Raw genomic sequence first — 17,128 nt, forward strand, 5'->3', positions numbered from 1 at the left:
GGACGGCCTCAGCGCACCCGTTCGACCATCCGCTGGGCCAGCCAGCCGGTCACCTCGGCCACCACCTCCCGGTCGACCGGTTCGGCCAGCTGCCTGCGGAAGTCCTCCCGCGACGGGACCCCGGGGTCGAGCCGCAGCAGGTGGGTGAGGTCCGGCACGCGCCGCACGGACACCTCCCCGGGGACCAGGTCCGCGATCACCGCCAGGTCGTCCGGGTCGACGGTGATGTCCTTCTCCCCGGTCAGCGCGAGCACCGGCACCCGCACCGCGGCCAGGTCGGCGCACGGGTCGTGGTGCACGAACTCGCGCAGCGACCGGTCCACCCTGGGGTCGCCCGCCTCGGCGCGCGCCACCTCCCGGGTGATCTGCTCCTGCGCGGTGCGCCGCAGCACCCGCAGCAGCAGCCGACTGCGCCGGGGCAGGTCGGCCGGGGTCCAGTGCCGGGCGCTGTCGAGGAACACCCGCTTGCCGCTGCGCGCCGGGCACGACAGCAGCACCAGCGCGTCGACCTCGGTCCGCGCGGCCAGGCCGAGCGCGTGCAGCGCCCCCTCGCTGTGCCCGAGGAGCCCCACGCCGCGCACCTCGGGCCGCGCCGCCAGCGCCGCCAGCGCGGCGGACGCGACCTCGCGGTGGTCGTAGAACCCCATCGCGCGCCACCGCGCGTCCGTGGTCCCGGTGCGGTCGTAGCGGTAGGAGGCGATCCCGCGCGCGGCCAGCCCCCCGGCCACCGCGGGCCCCAGCCCCAGCGCCCCCGACCGCCGGTTCCCGTCCCGGTCGACCCGCCCGGCCCACAGCAGCAGCACGGCCGGGTGCGGGCCGTCCCCGTCCGGCAGCACCAGCGTGCCGGTCACCCCGCCGCCGCCCGGCAGGTCCACAGCCATCTCGATCTCGCGCATCCACCACATCCCAGTCCGAGTCCGACGGCGGATGATCTTCCTCTCCCGCCGCCCGCCCACCCCTGTCCGGGTGGATCGCGGACCCGGGACGGGCGTTTCACCGCTCCTGCGGTCGGCGGCCGGGTCAGTCGGCCGACCGGCCCAGCAGCCGCGGGGCGCGCGGTCCGGCGAGGACGGCAGGATGCCGCTGACCGCCCCCGGTCAGCCCGCCCACCGCTCCTCGGTCATGCCGCCCGCGCGGGAGCGGGCCACTGCCCGCTCGTTCTCCGGCGTGAACACCTCGGTGCGCTGCCGCTCGGCCCGGCGCTCCGCGTCGGCGAAGACCAGTTGGGTGTTGACGGCGACCCCGACCCGGTACCCGGCGCTCGCCGCGTTCACCACCTGCTCGGCCGGGCCGGTGATGTTGCCCGCCGCCCACACGCCCGGCACGCTGGTCATCCCCGTGGCGTCGACCTCGACGAACCGGCCGAACGGGGTCTCGGCCTGCTTCGCGCCGAGCGAGGACAGCAGGGTGTCGCGGGGGACCATGCGGGGCGGCACGACGAAGGTGGACCGGGGGAAGAAGTTCCCGTCGGTGAGCCGCACACCGGTCAGCCGGTCCTCGGCGACCTCCAGCTTCTCGATTTCCCCGCGCACGACGCAGATGCCCGCCGCCCGGAGCAACTGCCACTCCGCGTCGGGCACCGCGTTCACGTCCACACCGTCGAGGAACACGGTGACGTCCTTCGAGAGCTGGTGGAACAGCAGCGCCTGGTGCACCCCACCCGCCTTCGGGTAGAGGACGCCGATCGGCTGGTCGCGCACCTCCCACCCGTGGCAGTACGGGCAGTGCAGCACGTCCTTGCCCCACCGCTCGGCGACCCCGGGGACACCGGGCAGCTCGTCGACCAGACCGGTGGCGACGACCAGCCGCCGCGCGTGGACCCGCCCCCCGGTGGCGAGGGTCAGGTCGAACCCGCCCCCGCCGTCCGGGGCGACTCCGGTCACCTCGTCGGAGGCGATGCGCACGCCGTAGGCCGACACCTCCCCGCGCACCACCGCGAGGAACTCGGCGGGCGGCATCCCGTCGCGCGAGGGGTAGCCGTGCATGTGACCGGCGGGGGCGTTGCGCGGCTCGCCCGCGTCGATCACCAGGACGGAGCGGCGCGCGCGTCCCAGCACCAGCGCCGCCGACAAACCGGCCGCGCCGCCACCCACGACCACGGCCTCGTAGCTGTTGTTCTCGATCTGCATCGGTGGCTCCTCGGTCCAGTCCGTCAGCGGTGTGCTGACAACACTGCGCCGATCTGGCCCAAGCGGCAACAATCTTTGCTCAAATGGCAAGCGCTGGAGCTGCCGATCACGGGTCGCGCCGCCGTGGCCGTGGTCCTAGGCCGGGTCCTTGCCCGCGGTGATGTCGGCGCAGAGGGCCAGCAGGTCCTGCTTGTCGAGGACCAGGTACTCCTGTCCGTCCGCCGAGCGGGCCGAGCCGTCGGTCTTGGCGGTGTGGAAGTGGCGCTGGTCGTCGGGGACGGCGGCGACCCGCCCGGCGACCCGGGGGAGTTCGGGGCCGGTCAGGTCGGCGTCCAGCGCGACGTGGGAGCCGAGGGCGGTCAGGACGAGGCGGAGCCTGGCCGGGTCGGCGAGGGTGTCCGGGGTCAGCAACTCGTCGACGACGGCCTGGAGGAGTTGCTGTTGGCGGTCGATGCGGTCGAGGTCGCCGCGGTCGAGGCCCTGGCGCTGCCGGACCCAGGTCAGCGCGTCGTCGCCCGCGACGGTGATCTGCCCCTGGGCGAAGGTGGTGCCGGTGCGGGAGTCGGTGGTCTCGAACGGGTTGTGCACGGTCACCCCGCCGAGGTGGGTGGTGATCTCGCGGACCGCGGTGAAGTCGACCAGCACCACGTGGTCGAGGCGCCAGCCGGTCAGGCCCTCCACCAACCCGGCCGTCATCGGCACCCCGCCGTAGGCCAGGGAGGCGTTGGCCTTGGCCTCGCCGTGGCCGGGCAGCGGAACCCAGGAATCGCGCGGGACGGAGACCACGTCGATGCGGCTGTCGTCGGCCGCGACGCGCAGGACCATGATCGTGTCGGCGCGCTGCCCGGTGACGCCGGACCCCGCGTCCTCGCCCGTGCGCTCGTCGCTGCCGATGAGCAGGATCGTCAGCGGGTCGCCCGGTTCCTCGGCGGGGCGGTCGGCCAGGCCGGAGAGGGTGTCGCCGGGAAGGGTGGCGACGCCGTCGGTGAACGCCGAGCTGACCACCCAGCCGACGCCGAGTCCCGCCACGACCGCCACCGCCGCCACGGCGACCAGCAGCCGGACGAACACGGTCACCGCGCGCAGTCTCATGCGGGTCAGTGTGCGTCACCCGCACGGGCTAAGCCAAGACACGACTTCATCAGGTGAAACGCCGCTGACCGGCATCGCACCTCACCCGTTCGGCGGACGGGCCGCGCGAACGCCATCGCCACGCGGAGTGAGCGCCCCCAGAGCGGGCCAAAATTCCAACAGGACTTATACAAGTGCTGTTATGATCGCCGCGTGCAAGATCCGACCGAACACAGCCGCTGGCGGCCGCTGCGCCTGCTCCAGGCCGCCATGGACGACGACATCGCCCGCCTCTACGCCGACCGGGGCGTCGCCGGGCTCAAGCCGAGCTTCGTGATGGAGCTGATCCGGTTGCACGCGCGCGGCCCGATGACCATCACCGAACTCGCCGAGTCCGTCGAGCGCACGCACTCGGCCATGAGCCAGAAGGTCAAGGCCATGCGCGCGGCCGGGCTCGTGCGCACCACGACCGGGGTCGACGCGCGCAGCAAGAGGATCACCCTGACCGCCAGGGCGCGGCGGGAGGTGGGCGCGCTCGCGGCGGAGTGGCGGGCCACCGAGGCCGCCGTGGCCGAGTTGGAGGCGGAGATCCCCTACCCGCTGAGCCGGGTCGTGGTCGACATCGAGGCGGCGTTGGCCCGGCGCGGTTTCCACGACCGGATCACCGAGAAGCTCCGGCAGGACCCCGAGTGGGGGTGATGGTCGACCTCCGCCCGCTGCGCACGTCGAAGTCGTTCCGCGGGTTGTGGATCGGCCGGACGTTCGCCGGGCTGGGCTCGCAGTTGACGCTCGTCGCGGTGCTCTACCAGGTGTGGCAGGCCACCGGGTCGGCGCTGTGGACCGGTGCGGTGGGCTTGGCGCAGGCGGTCCCGCTGATCGCGCTGGGGATGTTCGCCGGGGCGCTGGTCGACCGGGTGGACCGCCGCAAGTTCCACCTGGTCACCCTGACCGGGCAGGCGGTGTGCTCGGTGCTGCTCGCGGTGCAGGCGTTCCTGGACGTGCCGGTGGTCGTCGTGCTGGTGCTCGTGGCGGTGCAGTCGTGCTTCGTCGCGGGCGGTGGACCTGCCGCGAGGACGTTCGCGCCGCGACTGCTGCCCGCTGACCAACTCGCCGCCGGGCTGGCGCTGCAACGGATCTCGTTCCAGGGCGCGATGCTGCTCGGCCCGGCCCTCGGCGGCCTGCTGCTGGGCTGGGTCGGCGTCGGCGGCTGCTACCTGGTGGACGTGGCCACCTTCGGGGCCGCCTTCCTCGGCGCCTTCGGGCTGCCCGCCATGCCGCCCGGCGGCGAGCCCGCCCGGCCCGGGGTGCGCGGGGTGCTGGACGGGCTGCGGTTCCTGGCCGGGCACGCGACCGTGCGCGGCGCGCTGCTCACCGACCTCGCCGCCACGGTGCTGTCCATGCCGATCAGCCTGTTCCCGCTGCTCAACGCGGAGCGCTTCGGCGACGACCCGCGCACGCTGGGGCTGTTCCTGTCCGCGATCGCGGTCGGCGGGGTGGTCGCGTCGGTGTTCTCCGGGACCTTCACCCGGCTGCCGCGCCAGGGCGTGGTCATGCTCGCCGGGTCGACGACGTGGGGGCTGGCGATGGTGCTGTTCGGGTTCGCGGCGGACCCGTGGCCCGCGCTCGGCGCCCTGGTGCTGGCGGGTGCCGCCGACACCGTGTCGGTGGTCTCGCGCGGGGCGATCGTGCAGCTCAACACCCCGGACGAGCTGCTGGGCCGGGTCGCCGCCGCCGAGATGGTCGTCGGGCAGGCCGGGCCGGACGTGGGCAACCTGCGCGCCGGGCTGGTCGCCCACGCCACCACCGGGACGGCCGCGCTGGTCAGCGGCGGGGTGCTGTGCGTGGCCGTGGTGGCCGCCGTCGGCGCGTTCACCCCCGGGCTGCGCGGGCACGCCTACTCGCCGTCTTCCTCCTCCGAGGGCGGGGCCTGACGGCGGGCGACGACGACCAGCAGCGCGATGATCAGCACCGGGCCGAGGAAGACGGCGATCTCGTCCCAGCCGCCCTGGTGCATCAGGATCACCGGCAGGTCCCCGGCTCGGTACACCGTCACACCCCCGAGACCAGCGCGATGCCAACGGCGGTGTACCCGACCATCAGCGCGAGCATCGGGTATTGGCCCACCCGCTCGTACCCCGGCCGCAGGTCGCGCAGGGACCGGTCGTGCGCGGAGGTGACCGCCAGGACGTGCCCGAGCACGATCCCGCCGACCTGCACCGCCGCGATCAGCCCCGCCGAGAGCAGCGTGTAGTCCACCGAGGCGCCGGAGAGGGCCGTCCACCCGCGCTGCCCCTCGAACACCGCGAACGAGAAGTAGTGCGCCACCGTGTACCCGACCATGATCGGCACCAGCGTGTGCGCGAACGCGTCGTAGGCCGCCACCGACCGGCGCAGGTACGGCCGGGTCAGCCGGATCGCCCCCGCGTAGGCCAGCGCCGTCGCCGCGACGGCCACCACCAGCCCGACCGTGCCCACCGCGGCGGAGGCCCCGAAGAGCTTCTGAACGGATGTCCCCTGCGCAGACGTCCAAACCGGAAGCCGCGTCAACCCGTCGAACACCGTGGAACCCAGCACCAGCAACACGAACGGCGTCAGCCCGCTGCGCGCCTGAAGCGTCATCAGGCCGTCGAGCGGGTTGCGCAGCACCAGCGCGCCGTCCGCGCGCCGACCCAGCGGCGACAGCGCGGCCACCAGCACCGAGTACAGCTCGAACCCGTCGCCCCGGTCGAACCACCCCGGCCCGAACACCGCGCCCGCCACCACGTGCACGACCGCGTACACCGTCACGAACACCGCCACGACCCGCACCGAGTCGGAGAACCCGGAAGCCAGTTCCAGCCACAGGAACGCGAACAGGCTCACCACGGCGGGCCAGTGCCCCACGGCGGGCAGCTCCCGGCGCGGCACCAGCCGCCCCAGCCCCGCCGCGAAAGTGCGCAGCGGGTTCGCCAGCCGCCACACCGGACCGAACAGCAGCGACACCGGCACCAGGCCGACCCAGAACCAGGCGTAGAACCACGCGGGCGCCGGGTTGTGCTCCACATCGGACGGACCGCCCCACGCCACCGCCAGGAACCCGGCCAGCAGCAGCACCCCCACGACCTTGAGCGCCACCCTGGGGACCGGCAGCCGCACCGGCCGACCGCCCTCGGCGCCGCGCAGGCGGGGCCGGGTCCACAGCGCGGTCAGCGCCAGGAACGACACCAGCACCGCCGCCGCGCCCGCGTTGAGCGCCAGCCACAGCGGCACCGGCAGGTCGGACCGGCCGCCGAGGCCGTGCGCCAGGATCACCCGGAGACGCGCAGCGAGGTCACCGCCGCGCCGCTGTGGTGCAGTTCCACCTCGAACACGCCGGTGGCGTCGGCGGTGAAGGAGACCGAGCCGGGCTGCCCGGCGACGAGGTCGGTGGCCTTGTCGTAGCCGTGCACGTGCAGTTCGTCGTCCACGTCCGAGGTGACCTCGATGCGGACGGTGTCACCGGGGTGCGCGTCGACCCGCTCCGGTCCGGCGACCCGTTCGCCCGCGCGGACGGTGAACCGGGCGACCTGCTCGGTCGGGGTGGTCGAGGGCGCCGTGGAACAGCTCGCCAGCAGGGCGAGCACGGCTGCCGCCACCAGGGGGTTGCGCATCCTCGCGCGTCCTTTCCGCCGGAATCCGGGTCTTGCCGCCCGATCGGGACGGCCCTAAGGTGTGATCGAAAGTAACAGTTACTTTGATTAACTGCTACTCCCGGTTCACACCCCCTTCGGCGAGGAAGGCGACACCGTGTTGTTGGCGCAGGAGGGAAGCCCGCCCGCGGGCGGGGCCGAGTTCGGCCAGATCGTGCTCGCGGCACTCATGTTCGCGGTGGTCTTCCTGCCGCTGGCGGTGTTCGTGATCCGCGAGCGGGCGGGCAAGCGCACGGTGATCGGCCGGGTCGCGGACTGGATGGGCCGGGTCGGCGGCATGCCCCGGTGGGCGGCGATGCCGATGCTGGTGGCCGGGCTCTCCGGCCTCGCCGCGCTCATCGGCGTCTACTGGGACGTCCCGATCCACATGGAGCTGGGCCGCGACGAGGGGCCGCTGGCCAACCCCTCGCACTACCCCATCTACTTCGGGCTGATGGGCATCTTCGCCAGCGGCGTGCTCAGCGCCGCGCTCGCCAAGGGCGACCTGCCCGCCCGCACCTTCAAGATCGGCCCGCACTGGCGCGCCCCGATGGGCAGCATCCAGATGATGGGCACCGGCCTGGTCGGCGTCGCGGGCTTCCCGCTCGACGACGTGTGGCACCGGCTGTTCGGGCAGGACGTCACCGAGTGGGGGCCGACCCACGTGCTCATGATCGGCGGCGGCATCGGCGTGGTGATCGGCATCCAGCTCCTGCTCGCCGAAGCCCGCCAGGTCGGCGCGACCGGGCTCGCGGTGCGCGTCCAGGGCCCGGTGCTCGCGGGTGCCTGGACCATGGGCGCCTCGGCGTTCCTGATGGAGTTCGACCTCGGCGTGCCGCAGTTCCCGATGCTCGCCCAGGTGGTCCTGGTCGGCCTGATCGGCTCGTGGACGCTGGTGTTCGCCCGCCTGTCCTGGGGACCGGGCGGCACGCTGTTCGTGCTCGCGGTGTTCCTGCTGACCCGGGCGCTGTTCGCAGTCCTGCCCGCGGTCGACGGCCTGCACGTGGCCTCGCTGCTGCCCTACGTCGCCGAGGCCGTGGTCATCGAGGTGGTGGCGCTGCTGGTCGGGGCCGGGCACGGGTGGCGGTTCCCGGTCGTGGCGGGCCTGGCCTCGGGCACCGTCGGCCTGCTGGGGGAGTACCAGTTCAGCCAGTGGCTCATGCCGAACCCGTGGCCCGCCGCGCACCTGCCGCTGTTCCTGGTGTTCGGCGCGCTGGCGAGCGTGGGCGGCGCGCTGGTCGGCGCCTGGCAGCACCGGCGGGTCTCCGACGTCGCGGCGCTGCGCGAGCGGCCCACCCCGGCCGAGCCGTTCCGCACCCGCCACCTCGGCGGGCTGGTCGGCGCGCTGCTGGTCACCGGTCTGATGGCGGCCGTCGTCGTCCCCGCCGACCCGCCGCCGGGCCTGTCCGCGGACATCGCGCTCAGCGAGTCCCCGCAGGGTCAGGAGATCTCCAACCCGCACGGCGGCGGCGTCCCGCGCTGGGTCAACGCCACGGTGACCATCTCCGACCCGGAACTGGCGGGCGACGCGGTTTGGCTCAACGGCTTCGCCTGGCAGGGCGGCGACTTCTACACCGCGCCGCTGGTCGAGGTCGCCGACGGCGTCTACCGCACCGCCGAGCCGCTGCCCGCCTTCGGCCAGTGGAAGTCCGGCATCCGCCTGCACGCCGCCAACCGGGTCATGACCCTGGCCCCGATCTACGCCCCGGCCGACCCGGCGGCGAACGCGCCGGAGATCTCGGCGGTCTCCGGGCCGCGCGACTTCATCTCCGAGATCTCGTTCCTGCAGCGCGAGCGCAAGACCGACACCCCGCTGGTGCTCTGGACGATCGGCTACCTGCTGGTCGGGGCGATCTTCGCGGGCATGTGGGCGTTCTTCGCCTGGCTCTACGCCGCGGCCGCCGCGGGCGCCCCGACCGCGCGCCGCGAGGTCTCCGCACTGCCCTGACCGAACCCCGCCGCGCCGACCCGCTGCCCCCGTCCCGCTCGCCCGGCGACCACCCGATCCGCCACCGATTCGAGGTCGAGGCCGACTCGCCCAATCGAACGACGCCCGAGGCTGTTCAGATTCCCGTTGAACACGGGTAACGTCCCAGCCAGGCCCCGGCCGTTCGCGGTCGGGGCCGCGTCGGTTCCGAGCTGTGCGAGGTCCCGGGAGGACATCGTGTTTCATCCCGTTCTCGGCTGGGCATATGGGTACCGAACGGCCTGGCGCGAAGGTGGTGTGGTGATGGACCCCAGCCGACTGACATGGCACGAGCAGCGCGTGCTCTCCGAGATCGAACGGCGCCTCGACCAGGAAGACCCGGACATGGTCTCGGCGTTCCGCGCCGAACCCGCGGCCGGGGCCGTGCCGGGACCGGGCAGGCTCTCCCTCGCCGGGGTCGCCGTGCTCGTCGCCGTGGTCGGCCTGCTCGTCTCCGCGCCGCTGGTCGTGTTCTGCGGCATGATCGCCGCCGCGGCCGTCCTGCTGGTCGACGCGCCGGAACCCAGCCCGGGGCCCGAAGCGCGCGAAGGTGGACTCCCGGGGGCGCTGCCCCCGGTGTAGGGCGCACGGCCCCCGGCGCCGGGGAAGCGCCGGGGACCGTGTTCTGCTGTCCTTACTGCTGCCTGCCCGCCTGAGGTCAGAGGGTCGGCGCGGCGTACAGCAGGCGGTTCGGCGAACCCGAACCGGGGTTGGTGACCTTGCCCGTGGTGGCCTGCGAGGTCAGGTAGGACGCCACGGTCGCCGGGGTGGCGCCGGGGTTGGTGGCCAGGTAGCGCGCCACCACACCGACCACGTGCGGGGTCGCCATCGAGGTGCCGCTGATGGTGTTCGTGGCGGTGTCGCTGGTGTTCCAGGACGACAGGATGCCCGAACCCGGCGCGAAGATGTCCACGACCGAACCGTAGTTGGAGTAGCTCGCCCGCGCGTCGGTGCGCTCGGTGGCGCCCACGGTGATCGCCTCGGTCACCCGGGCGGGTGAGGTCGAGCCCGCCGAGGTGGAACTGTTGCCCGCCGCCACGCCGTAGGTCACGCCCGAGGCGATCGAGCGGCGCACCGCCGCGTCGAGGGTGGTGGACGCGCCGCCGCCCAGGCTCATGTTGGCCGCCGCGGGCTTCACCGCGTTCGCCGTCACCCAGTCGATGCCCGCGATGACCCCCGCGGTGGTGCCGGAGCCGTTGTTGTCCAGCACCCGCACGCCGATGACCGTGGCGCCCTTGGCCACGCCGTAGGTCGACCCGGCGATCGTGCCCGCCACGTGCGTGCCGTGGCCGTTGCCGTCCTGGGCCACCGCGTCGTTCTGCACGAAGTCGTAGCCGTTGCGCGCCCGGCCGCCGAACTGCGAGTGGCTGACCCGCAGACCGGTGTCGATGACGTAGACGTTGACGCCCGCGCCGGTGCTGGCGTAGGTGTAGCGCGCGTCCAACGGCAGGTTGCGCTGGTCGATGCGGTCCAGGCCCCACGGCGGGTTGGTCTGCGTGGCGTCGGCGTGCACGACCTGGTCGGCCTCGACCGAGGCGACCGACGGGTCCGCGGCCAGCCGCTTCGCCTGCTTCTCCGACAGCTTCGCCGAGAAGCCGTGCAGCGCCGACCGGTACACCCGGTCCACGGTGCCGCCGAAGGTCTTGGTGAGCGAGTCCGCGCTCGCGGCGCTGAGGCCCGCGGTGTCCTTGAGGGTGACGATGTAGCTGCCGGGAACCGCCCTCGCGGAGTCCGCGGCCAGCACGGTGCCCTCGGCGGCCGCCTGGGCCGGGGTGGCCAGGAGGCCCAGCGCGACGGTGGCCGCGCCGAGCCCGGCGAACAGGCTGAACTTGCGCATACGTGTCTTCCGTTCTTCGCAGGGAATGGCGGCGGGCAGGGACTCGCCACCGCGAACGACATTAAGCGGGCACCCCCGGCCGCGGCATCGGCCAGAAGTGGGACGACCGTCCACCTGCGAGAACACGCTGCGAATATGGCAATGACTGGGAATGGGAAATACTGGCAACTGTGGTGCGCGGAAACCGGACGTGGCAGCCGTTCAATACTCGGAAACCATTTCATCACCTTTGGTGAAAACGTCGCCCACCCGGGGCAATTGCTTTGCCGCGGTGTTTCCGGCTCGTGGCCCGCGAGCGGCGGTCCACCCGGGTGGGGCGGGGTTCGCGCCGCCCGGCACACTTGTCCCGATTGGTCCGATCGGGTGGTCGCCGGGAATCGCCGCTCACCCGTCGGTGCCTGCGCCCATGCTCGGTGCGGACCGGCTTCGGGCACGTTCCCCGGGAGGACTGGACAGATGACCACGCCGTACGGCCAGGACCCGCACAGCGGCGGCCACCACCCCAACCCCGGCGGCGTCCCGACCTGGGGCCCGGGCACCGGCGGCCAGCCCGTGCAGCAGCCCGGCGCGTACCCGATGACCGGTGGTCAGCCCGCGCTGAACCCGCCCCCGCCGCCGGGGGCCAAGCGCGGCCGGGGTGCGCTCATCGGCCTGGGCGCGGCGACCGCGGTGGCGCTGGCCGCGGCGGCCGTGTTCGTGTTCCTGTGGCTGGGCGCCAAGGGCGACCGCGACGACCTCGACACCAGGTACCAGCAGCAGACCTCGGCGCTGACCTCCGCGCAGGACGGCAGGAAGAAGGCCGAGGCCGACCTGGCCTCGGCCAAGGAGGACGCCGACAAGGCGCGCAGCGCGCAGCGCAAGGCCGAGGGCGACGCCGCGGCCGCCGAGAAGTGCCGCACCGCCGCCCGCGCCTTCGTCGCCGCCGCCCAGGGCACCGACGAGGCCAAGGTCAACCAGACCGCCGACGACATGGTCGCCGCCTGCTGACCCCCACCGCTGCGACGTCGGCCCCGCCCGGTTCCCCCGGCCGGGGCCGACGCCGTTCCCGGGTCCTCCGCGCAGACCTGTCCGGGTGATCGTCATGCGCGCCGCGGCGGTCCAGGATGGCCGGGACGCCATCCGAAGGAGTGCCGCGATGACCGAACCGCTCACGCTCGACCCGGCGACCACCGCCGTCGTCCTGATCGAGTTCCAGAACGACTTCACCACCGAGGGCGGCGTCCTGCACGACGCCGTCGCCGAGGTCATGGCCAAGACCGGCACGGTGCCCAACACCGTCGCCCTGGTCGCGGCGGCCCGCGCCGCCGGGGCGACCGTCATGCACGCCCCGATCTCGTTCGCGCCCGGCTACCACGAGATCTCCCGCCACCCGTACGGCATCCTCAAGGGCGTGGTCGACGGCGGCGCGTTCGTCCAGGGCGGGTGGGGCGCCGCGATCGTGGACGACCTCGCCCCGCAGCCCGGCGACATCGTGGTCGAGGGCAAGCGCGGCCTCGACACCTTCGCCAGCACGAACCTCGACTTCATCCTGCGCAGCAAGGGGATCACCACCATCGTCCTCGGCGGGTTCCTCACCAACTGCTGCGTGGAGTCCACCATGCGCACCGGCTACGAGAACGGCTACCGGGTGATCACGCTGACCGACTGCCTGGCCGCCACCTCCCAGGCCGAGCACGACAACGCGATCGCCCACGACTACCCGATGTTCTCGCTGCCGGTCACCTCCACCGAGGTCATCGCCGCCCTGTCCTGACCGCCGTGACCCCGGTCGGGCGCGCCGGTCAGGTCGGCCAGCAGGGCCGCCTTGACCGCCGCGCGGCTCGCCGCGACCAGGGTGAAACCCGCCTCGCGCACCAGCCGCTGGCCGTGGCCGCCCGCGGTGACCCCGCGACCGCCCTCGGCCACGACCACCGCGCCCGCCGCCCGGTAGGCCAGGGCGGAACCCGCGGCCCGGGCGGCGAGCAGCGCGTCGACGTCACCGAGCCCCGCGTCCAGGTCGGTCCGCACGGTGTCGACGCGGTCGCGGATCGCCGCCGCGGCGGTGGGCTGGTCGAGGTCGTCGAGCAGGGTGGCGCAGCGGCGCGCGATCCCGAGCGCGAGGCAGCCGTTGAGGCGGGAGCCGAATGCCTGCGTGGCGCGGAAGTCCTGGAGGCCGACCGTCGAGAGCACGCGGTCGGCCGGGACCCGCAGGCCGTCGAAGACCAACCGGGCGGTGTTCGTCGCCTGGGCGGCGACCAGGTCGAACGGCCGCGCGGTCAGGCCCGGCGCGGCCTTCGCGTCGACCAGGGCGTTGACGACCGAGTCCCCGTGCACACCGGAGACCTGCAGGACGTCGACGGTGCCCCAGCCGCTGACGAACGGCCCGTCGCCGGTGAACGCCCACCCGCCGTCCACGGGTTCGGCGCGCAGCCGGGGCGGGTCGGCGAGCGCGCCCGCGAACGCCACCCCGCCCCTGACCCGGCCCGCCACGGCCGCGTCGAGGAACCGCTCCCGCAGCCCGGTGTTGTCCGATCGCGAAAGGCCCATGACCACGCCGTGGTGCTGCACCCAGGTGAACGTCGTCGCCAGGCACCCGCCCGCGAGCACCTCCAGCGCCTCACCCATCGCGCCCAGGTCGACGTCCTGCCGGGCGGCCACGCCGTAGAAGCCCTCGGCCGCCAGGACCCGCCAGTGGCTCTCCGGGACGACCCCGGTCCGGTCCACCCGGTCGGCGTCCGGGAACAGCACGGTCTCGGCGATCCACCGGGCGCGCTCCACGAGGTCAGCCATGAACTTAGGCTAGCCTGACTCGCTGACGGGTGGGCGCGGTTCCGGCACACCGCCGCCGTCGCCCGCTCAGGCGGCGCGGTGCTTGCCCGCCGGGCGCAGGTGGCGGCCGGTGCGCGGGGTGCCGGGTTCGGCGCGGTCGGGCTCGCCGGGGTCGTCGAGGAGGCGGACGGTGTCCTCGCGGTCGTCGGTGGCCAGGTCGCCGGGGACCGGGTCGCGCTCGACGCGGCGGATGGCGATCAGCAGGATCAGCCCGGCGACGATCAGCCCGTGGCCGAGCACCCGGGGGACCGGGGCGGAGCCGGTGATCAGGTCGTGCGCGGAGTAGCCGAGCAGCACCACCACGAACCCCGACAGCACCGGCACCATCCCGATGGCGTTGCGCGGCCGCCAGGCGACCCAGTAGAAGCCGATGCCCAGGGCCAGGTTCCACGCCGTGCTCTCGTTGAACAGGTGCAGCGCCAGCGAGGAGTCGGGGTGCCCGCCGTGCGCGGCGGCGTCGGTGCCGAAGATCTGCGCCAGCCCCAACCCGAGCTGCGCCACGGCGACGAGCCCCAGCAGGAACCGCGGCACCAGCCCCGGCGTGCGGGCCGGGGTCGGCGCGTTCTCCAGGATCAGGTCGGTCAGGTCCGGGACCCGCGCCGCGGGCCGCACCCGCAGCAGCCGGGCACCCGCGCCCGCCCGGGCCCACCAGTGCAGGCAGGCGGTGCAGCCGTCGAGGTGCTCGTCGGTCCGCTCGGCGGCGACCGGTTCGGCCTCGCCGTCGAGCCGGGCCGAGAGCGCTTCACGGCACGTCACACAGTCCATACCAGTATTGTCGCCCAACCGGCGGACAAAGTTCCCCTTGCGGCGTCGGTTACCCTCGGGGACTGTGCGAGCCGAGGACGACGACATCACCGCGTGGGCGCTGGCCGCGGGCCGGGGTGACCGCCGGGCGCTGGAGCGGTTCGTCCGCGCCACCCAGCGCGATGTGTGGCAGTTCACCGCCCACCTCGCCACCGTCGACCTCGCCGACGACCTGACGCAGGAGACCTACCTGCGCGCCCTGCCCAGCCTCCCGCGCTTCGCGGCCCGCTCCACCGCCCGCACCTGGCTGCTGTCCATCGCCCGCCGGGTCGTGGTCGACAGCGTCCGCACGGCCATGTCCCGCCCCCGCCGCGCCGCCGCCGAGGACTGGGTGGCCGCGGTGGAACAGCGCCAGGCCCGCCACCACGAGAACTCCTCCGGCTTCGAGGACATGGTGGAGGTCCAGGTCCTCCTCGACGCCCTCACCCCGGAACGCCGCGAAGCCCTGGTCCTCACCCAGGTCCTCGGCTTCTCCTACGCCGAGGCCGCCGACGTCTGCGGCTGCCCCATCGGCACCGTCCGCTCCCGAGTCGCCCGCGCCCGCGACGACCTCATGCAGGGCGAGCACTCCCGCCGCACCGGCTCGGCCTGACCTCACGCGGCACCCAGGGCCACCACCGCCCGGTGCCGCAGGTCCACCGTGGTCCCCGTCTCAAGTGGACTCCCGTCCAGCATGACGTGGTACCGCTCGGCCAGGACGTACTCGGGGTCACCGTTCTCGTCGACCGAGGCCAGGCAGATGTTGACCAGGTCGTAATCGCGGTGGTGCTCGGCCAGGTGGGCGGCGGCCCAGGTGGTCATGTCCTCGATGGCCGTGGTGGTCGCCGAGTCGGTCAGGGCGGTGGGGTCGAGGGGGACCGGGGCGAAGGCCAGCAGGGTCCAGCTGGCGTGAATCCGCTGCTCGGGGTGGTCGATGCGGTAGAGGAAGTAACCGAAGTCCATACCCACTCCTCATGATCTGTACAGAAGCTGTCGCCACCAGTGAAGCAGGACCTTCTGCTGACGGCAAGTTCTTCTGTACAGACCTTCTCGGCGGGGGTGGTCACGAGGTGAAGCGGTACTCCAGCATGTAAGCGCTGGAGTCCAAGACCATGGTGTTGACCTCGACCACCCGCTCATCTGCCGTGTAGGCGGTGCGCATGATCTCGACGACCGGCGTGCCCTGGGCGAGGCCGAGCGCCGCCGCCTGGTCGGCGCGGGGCATCCGGCAGCGCAGTTGCTCGCGGAACAGGGTCGGCTTGTGTCCCAGTTCGGCGAGCCGGGCGTAGACGCCGCCGGGACCGGTGTCCTCTTCGGTGACCCGGGAACCCTCCACGAGGTCGGCCGGGTAGTAGGAGGTCGCCAGTTGGATCGGGTTGTCGTCGATCGCGTAGGTGCGGGTGCGGACGACCACTCGATCGGTGCCCAAAACCTCGGCGATGGCCGGGGGCGGCGGTTCCCGTGTGATGCCGATGTCGAGGACCCGGGGCGGCTGCTCGGAGTCGTCGCTGGACCAGACGCCGTCCCCGGTGGCCCACACGGTTTCGCTGAGGCGATCCGGCGACACCCGCCAGCGGGGCCGGAACTCCCGGACGAACGTCCCGGCTCCCCGGCGGGCGATAATCAGCCCCTCGTTCTTGAGCACGTCCAGGGCGCGGCGGGCCGTGGGCTGCTCCACGCCGTAGGTCGCCATCAGCTCGTTCTCGCCAGGAACCTTCGCGTTCGGCGCGAGCGCGCCGGAGTCGATGCGGTCGCGGAGTTCGTCGGCGATCTCGCGGTAGCCGAACCGACCCGTTGTCATCGGCAGAGGTTATCGAGTGTGCCCGGACCCCTCGATCAGCGCCGCGCGCGGGCCTGCGAGGGTGGGGGTATGACTGAGCGCTTCGAGGTGTCCCGGGAGATCGCCGCGTCCCCGGCCGAGGTCTTCGCCGTCCTGACCGACCCGCGCGGGCACGTGGCGATCGACAGTTCCGGCATGCTCCAGTCCGCCGAGGGGGACCGGGTCACCGCCGTGGGCGACCGGTTCGTGGTGCACATGGACCGCGAATCCCTCAACGACTACCCCATGGGCAAGTACGACGTCACCGTCATCATCACCCGGTTCGCCCCCGACACCGAGGTCGAGTGGACCATCGACGGGCAGATCCAGCCGCCGATCAGGCACCTGTACGGGTACCGGTTGGCCCCCTCGGCGGTCGGGACGACCGTCACCTCCTACTACGACTGGAGTCAGATCGAGGAGAGGTACCGGGGCAAGGTCAACTTCCCGATCATCCCGGAGGCCGGGCTGCGCGCCACCCTGGGCATCCTGGCCCGGACGGTGGAGGGGCGCTAGGGAGCCCGCGACTCGCGGTTGTCACACGCGCCTCACTTTCCCGTGACGTGCCTCCGGTTTTCTGGCCTCCCACCACAACGGGAGGTTCGCGTGAGCATCTACCAGGACATCGGCGGCGAGGGCGCGCTGGTCGCGGTCGTGGACGACTTCTACGACCGGGTGTTGGCCGACCCGGAGCTGGTGGCGTTCTTCGAGGGCGTGTCGATGCCGCGGCTCAAGGGGATGCAGGTGGAGTTCTTCGCCGCCGCGCTCGGGGGGCCGCAGGTGTACTCGGGGCGGTCGATGCGGGAGGTGCACGCCGGGCGGGGGATCGCGCAGCGGCACTTCGACCTGGTGGCCAAGCACCTCACCGCCGCCCTGCTGGCCGCGGGGGTGCCCGCGGGCGCGGTGGAGGCCATCATCGGGGCCGTGGCACCGCTGGCGCCGGAGATCGTGTCCGCCTCGGTGGCGTAGCACCCCCGGGGGTGGCGACGGGCGTCACGGCGAGGAGTGGTTCGGGTACGCTCAGGCGCCGGGGTAGGGGACCCGGGTTCCGAGGTTTGGGGTGGCCAT

At 73.3% G+C, this 17,128-nt stretch carries 20 protein-coding genes; 9 read left to right on the plus strand and 11 right to left on the minus strand.

Annotated features, from left to right (window positions below):
• Positions 1-8: 8 nt before the first annotated feature.
• The 3 genes from DFQ13_RS21720 to DFQ13_RS21730 form a co-directional block, all read right to left on the minus strand.
• Positions 9-896, minus strand: a complete 888-nt coding sequence (locus DFQ13_RS21720) for an alpha/beta hydrolase (protein WP_110081198.1) — start codon at positions 894-896, stop codon at positions 9-11.
• Between the two features lie 201 nt (positions 897-1,097).
• Positions 1,098-2,129, minus strand: a complete 1,032-nt coding sequence (locus DFQ13_RS21725; protein WP_110081131.1) for an NAD(P)/FAD-dependent oxidoreductase — start codon at positions 2,127-2,129, stop codon at positions 1,098-1,100.
• A gap of 135 nt (positions 2,130-2,264) precedes the next feature.
• The gene (locus DFQ13_RS21730) at positions 2,265-3,221 is read right to left on the minus strand and encodes an LCP family protein (protein ID WP_110081132.1); all 957 of its coding nucleotides are present in this window, start codon (positions 3,219-3,221) and stop codon (positions 2,265-2,267) included.
• A gap of 192 nt (positions 3,222-3,413) precedes the next feature.
• On the opposite strand from DFQ13_RS21730, the gene DFQ13_RS21735 reads away from it, so the two are divergent.
• Positions 3,414-3,899, plus strand: coding sequence for a MarR family winged helix-turn-helix transcriptional regulator (locus tag DFQ13_RS21735; RefSeq protein ID WP_325050951.1), 486 nt, complete (start codon positions 3,414-3,416; stop codon positions 3,897-3,899).
• Complete coding sequence (locus DFQ13_RS21740) at positions 3,899-5,131, plus strand: MFS transporter (protein ID WP_110081200.1); 1,233 nt, start codon at positions 3,899-3,901, stop codon at positions 5,129-5,131. Before DFQ13_RS21735 ends, DFQ13_RS21740 begins: the two co-directional genes overlap by 1 nt.
• On the opposite strand, the gene DFQ13_RS34025 is transcribed toward DFQ13_RS21740, so the two are convergent.
• The 3 genes from DFQ13_RS34025 to DFQ13_RS21750 are packed head-to-tail and all read right to left on the minus strand — an operon-like array spanning position 5,095 to position 6,829.
• A complete protein-coding gene (locus DFQ13_RS34025; RefSeq protein ID WP_181400095.1) occupies positions 5,095-5,253 on the minus strand; it encodes a hypothetical protein in 159 nt (52 codons plus the stop codon). The two genes, DFQ13_RS21740 and DFQ13_RS34025, sit on opposite strands and share 37 nt — an antisense overlap.
• Positions 5,250-6,491 (minus strand): hypothetical protein, encoded by a 1,242-nt coding sequence (locus DFQ13_RS21745; protein ID WP_110081133.1) that lies wholly within the window; start codon positions 6,489-6,491, stop codon positions 5,250-5,252. Before DFQ13_RS21745 ends, DFQ13_RS34025 begins: the two co-directional genes overlap by 4 nt.
• Positions 6,488-6,829, minus strand: coding sequence for a cupredoxin domain-containing protein (locus DFQ13_RS21750; RefSeq protein ID WP_110081134.1), 342 nt, complete (start codon positions 6,827-6,829; stop codon positions 6,488-6,490). Before DFQ13_RS21750 ends, DFQ13_RS21745 begins: the two co-directional genes overlap by 4 nt.
• A 136-nt stretch (positions 6,830-6,965) precedes the next feature.
• On the opposite strand from DFQ13_RS21750, the gene DFQ13_RS21755 reads away from it, so the two are divergent.
• Both DFQ13_RS21755 and DFQ13_RS21760 read left to right on the plus strand, forming a co-directional pair.
• Entirely contained in the window at positions 6,966-8,795 is a 1,830-nt protein-coding gene (locus DFQ13_RS21755) for a hypothetical protein (protein ID WP_035288115.1), read from the plus strand.
• Between the two features lie 282 nt (positions 8,796-9,077).
• Complete coding sequence (locus DFQ13_RS21760) at positions 9,078-9,395, plus strand: DUF3040 domain-containing protein (RefSeq protein ID WP_110081135.1); 318 nt, start codon at positions 9,078-9,080, stop codon at positions 9,393-9,395.
• A gap of 76 nt (positions 9,396-9,471) precedes the next feature.
• On the opposite strand, the gene DFQ13_RS21765 is transcribed toward DFQ13_RS21760, so the two are convergent.
• Positions 9,472-10,650 carry a S8 family peptidase gene (locus tag DFQ13_RS21765; protein WP_110081136.1) on the minus strand — a complete coding sequence of 393 codons (1,179 nt, stop codon included), beginning with the start codon at positions 10,648-10,650 and terminating at the stop codon, positions 9,472-9,474.
• 456 nt (positions 10,651-11,106) lie between these two features.
• Here DFQ13_RS21765 and DFQ13_RS21770 point away from each other — a divergent pair, with 456 nt between their 5' ends.
• Positions 11,107-11,637 carry a hypothetical protein gene (locus DFQ13_RS21770; RefSeq protein ID WP_110081137.1) on the plus strand — a complete coding sequence of 177 codons (531 nt, stop codon included), beginning with the start codon at positions 11,107-11,109 and terminating at the stop codon, positions 11,635-11,637.
• A 148-nt stretch (positions 11,638-11,785) separates the two neighbouring features.
• Complete coding sequence (locus tag DFQ13_RS21775) at positions 11,786-12,403, plus strand: cysteine hydrolase family protein (protein WP_110081138.1); 618 nt, start codon at positions 11,786-11,788, stop codon at positions 12,401-12,403.
• Here the strand turns inward: DFQ13_RS21775 and DFQ13_RS21780 are convergent.
• Entirely contained in the window at positions 12,346-13,419 is a 1,074-nt protein-coding gene (locus DFQ13_RS21780) for an acyl-CoA dehydrogenase family protein (RefSeq protein WP_063936021.1), read from the minus strand. The genes DFQ13_RS21775 and DFQ13_RS21780 overlap by 58 nt on opposite strands.
• A gap of 66 nt (positions 13,420-13,485) precedes the next feature.
• A complete protein-coding gene (locus DFQ13_RS21785) occupies positions 13,486-14,214 on the minus strand; it encodes a zf-HC2 domain-containing protein (protein ID WP_219994579.1) in 729 nt (242 codons plus the stop codon).
• A gap of 73 nt (positions 14,215-14,287) precedes the next feature.
• Here DFQ13_RS21785 and DFQ13_RS21790 point away from each other — a divergent pair, with 73 nt between their 5' ends.
• Positions 14,288-14,854, plus strand: coding sequence for a sigma-70 family RNA polymerase sigma factor (locus DFQ13_RS21790; protein WP_233438518.1), 567 nt, complete (start codon positions 14,288-14,290; stop codon positions 14,852-14,854).
• 2 nt (positions 14,855-14,856) lie between these two features.
• Here the strand turns inward: DFQ13_RS21790 and DFQ13_RS21795 are convergent, their stop codons facing one another.
• Together DFQ13_RS21795 and DFQ13_RS21800 are read right to left on the minus strand one after the other, a co-directional pair.
• Positions 14,857-15,204, minus strand: a complete 348-nt coding sequence (locus tag DFQ13_RS21795) for a hypothetical protein (protein WP_110081140.1) — start codon at positions 15,202-15,204, stop codon at positions 14,857-14,859.
• Between the two features lie 100 nt (positions 15,205-15,304).
• A complete protein-coding gene (locus DFQ13_RS21800; RefSeq protein ID WP_110081141.1) occupies positions 15,305-16,042 on the minus strand; it encodes a GntR family transcriptional regulator in 738 nt (245 codons plus the stop codon).
• A 69-nt stretch (positions 16,043-16,111) separates the two neighbouring features.
• On the opposite strand from DFQ13_RS21800, the gene DFQ13_RS21805 reads away from it, so the two are divergent.
• Together DFQ13_RS21805 and DFQ13_RS21810 are read left to right on the plus strand one after the other, a co-directional pair.
• Entirely contained in the window at positions 16,112-16,576 is a 465-nt protein-coding gene (locus tag DFQ13_RS21805; RefSeq protein ID WP_110081142.1) for an SRPBCC family protein, read from the plus strand.
• Positions 16,577-16,666: 90 nt separating this feature from the next.
• Entirely contained in the window at positions 16,667-17,029 is a 363-nt protein-coding gene (locus DFQ13_RS21810) for a group I truncated hemoglobin (protein WP_035288139.1), read from the plus strand.
• The last annotated feature ends 99 nt before the right edge of the window (positions 17,030-17,128 follow it).

It is taken from the genome of Actinokineospora spheciospongiae, assembly GCF_003182415.1.
GTDB classification, from domain to species: Bacteria; Actinomycetota; Actinomycetes; order Mycobacteriales; family Pseudonocardiaceae; genus Actinokineospora; species Actinokineospora spheciospongiae.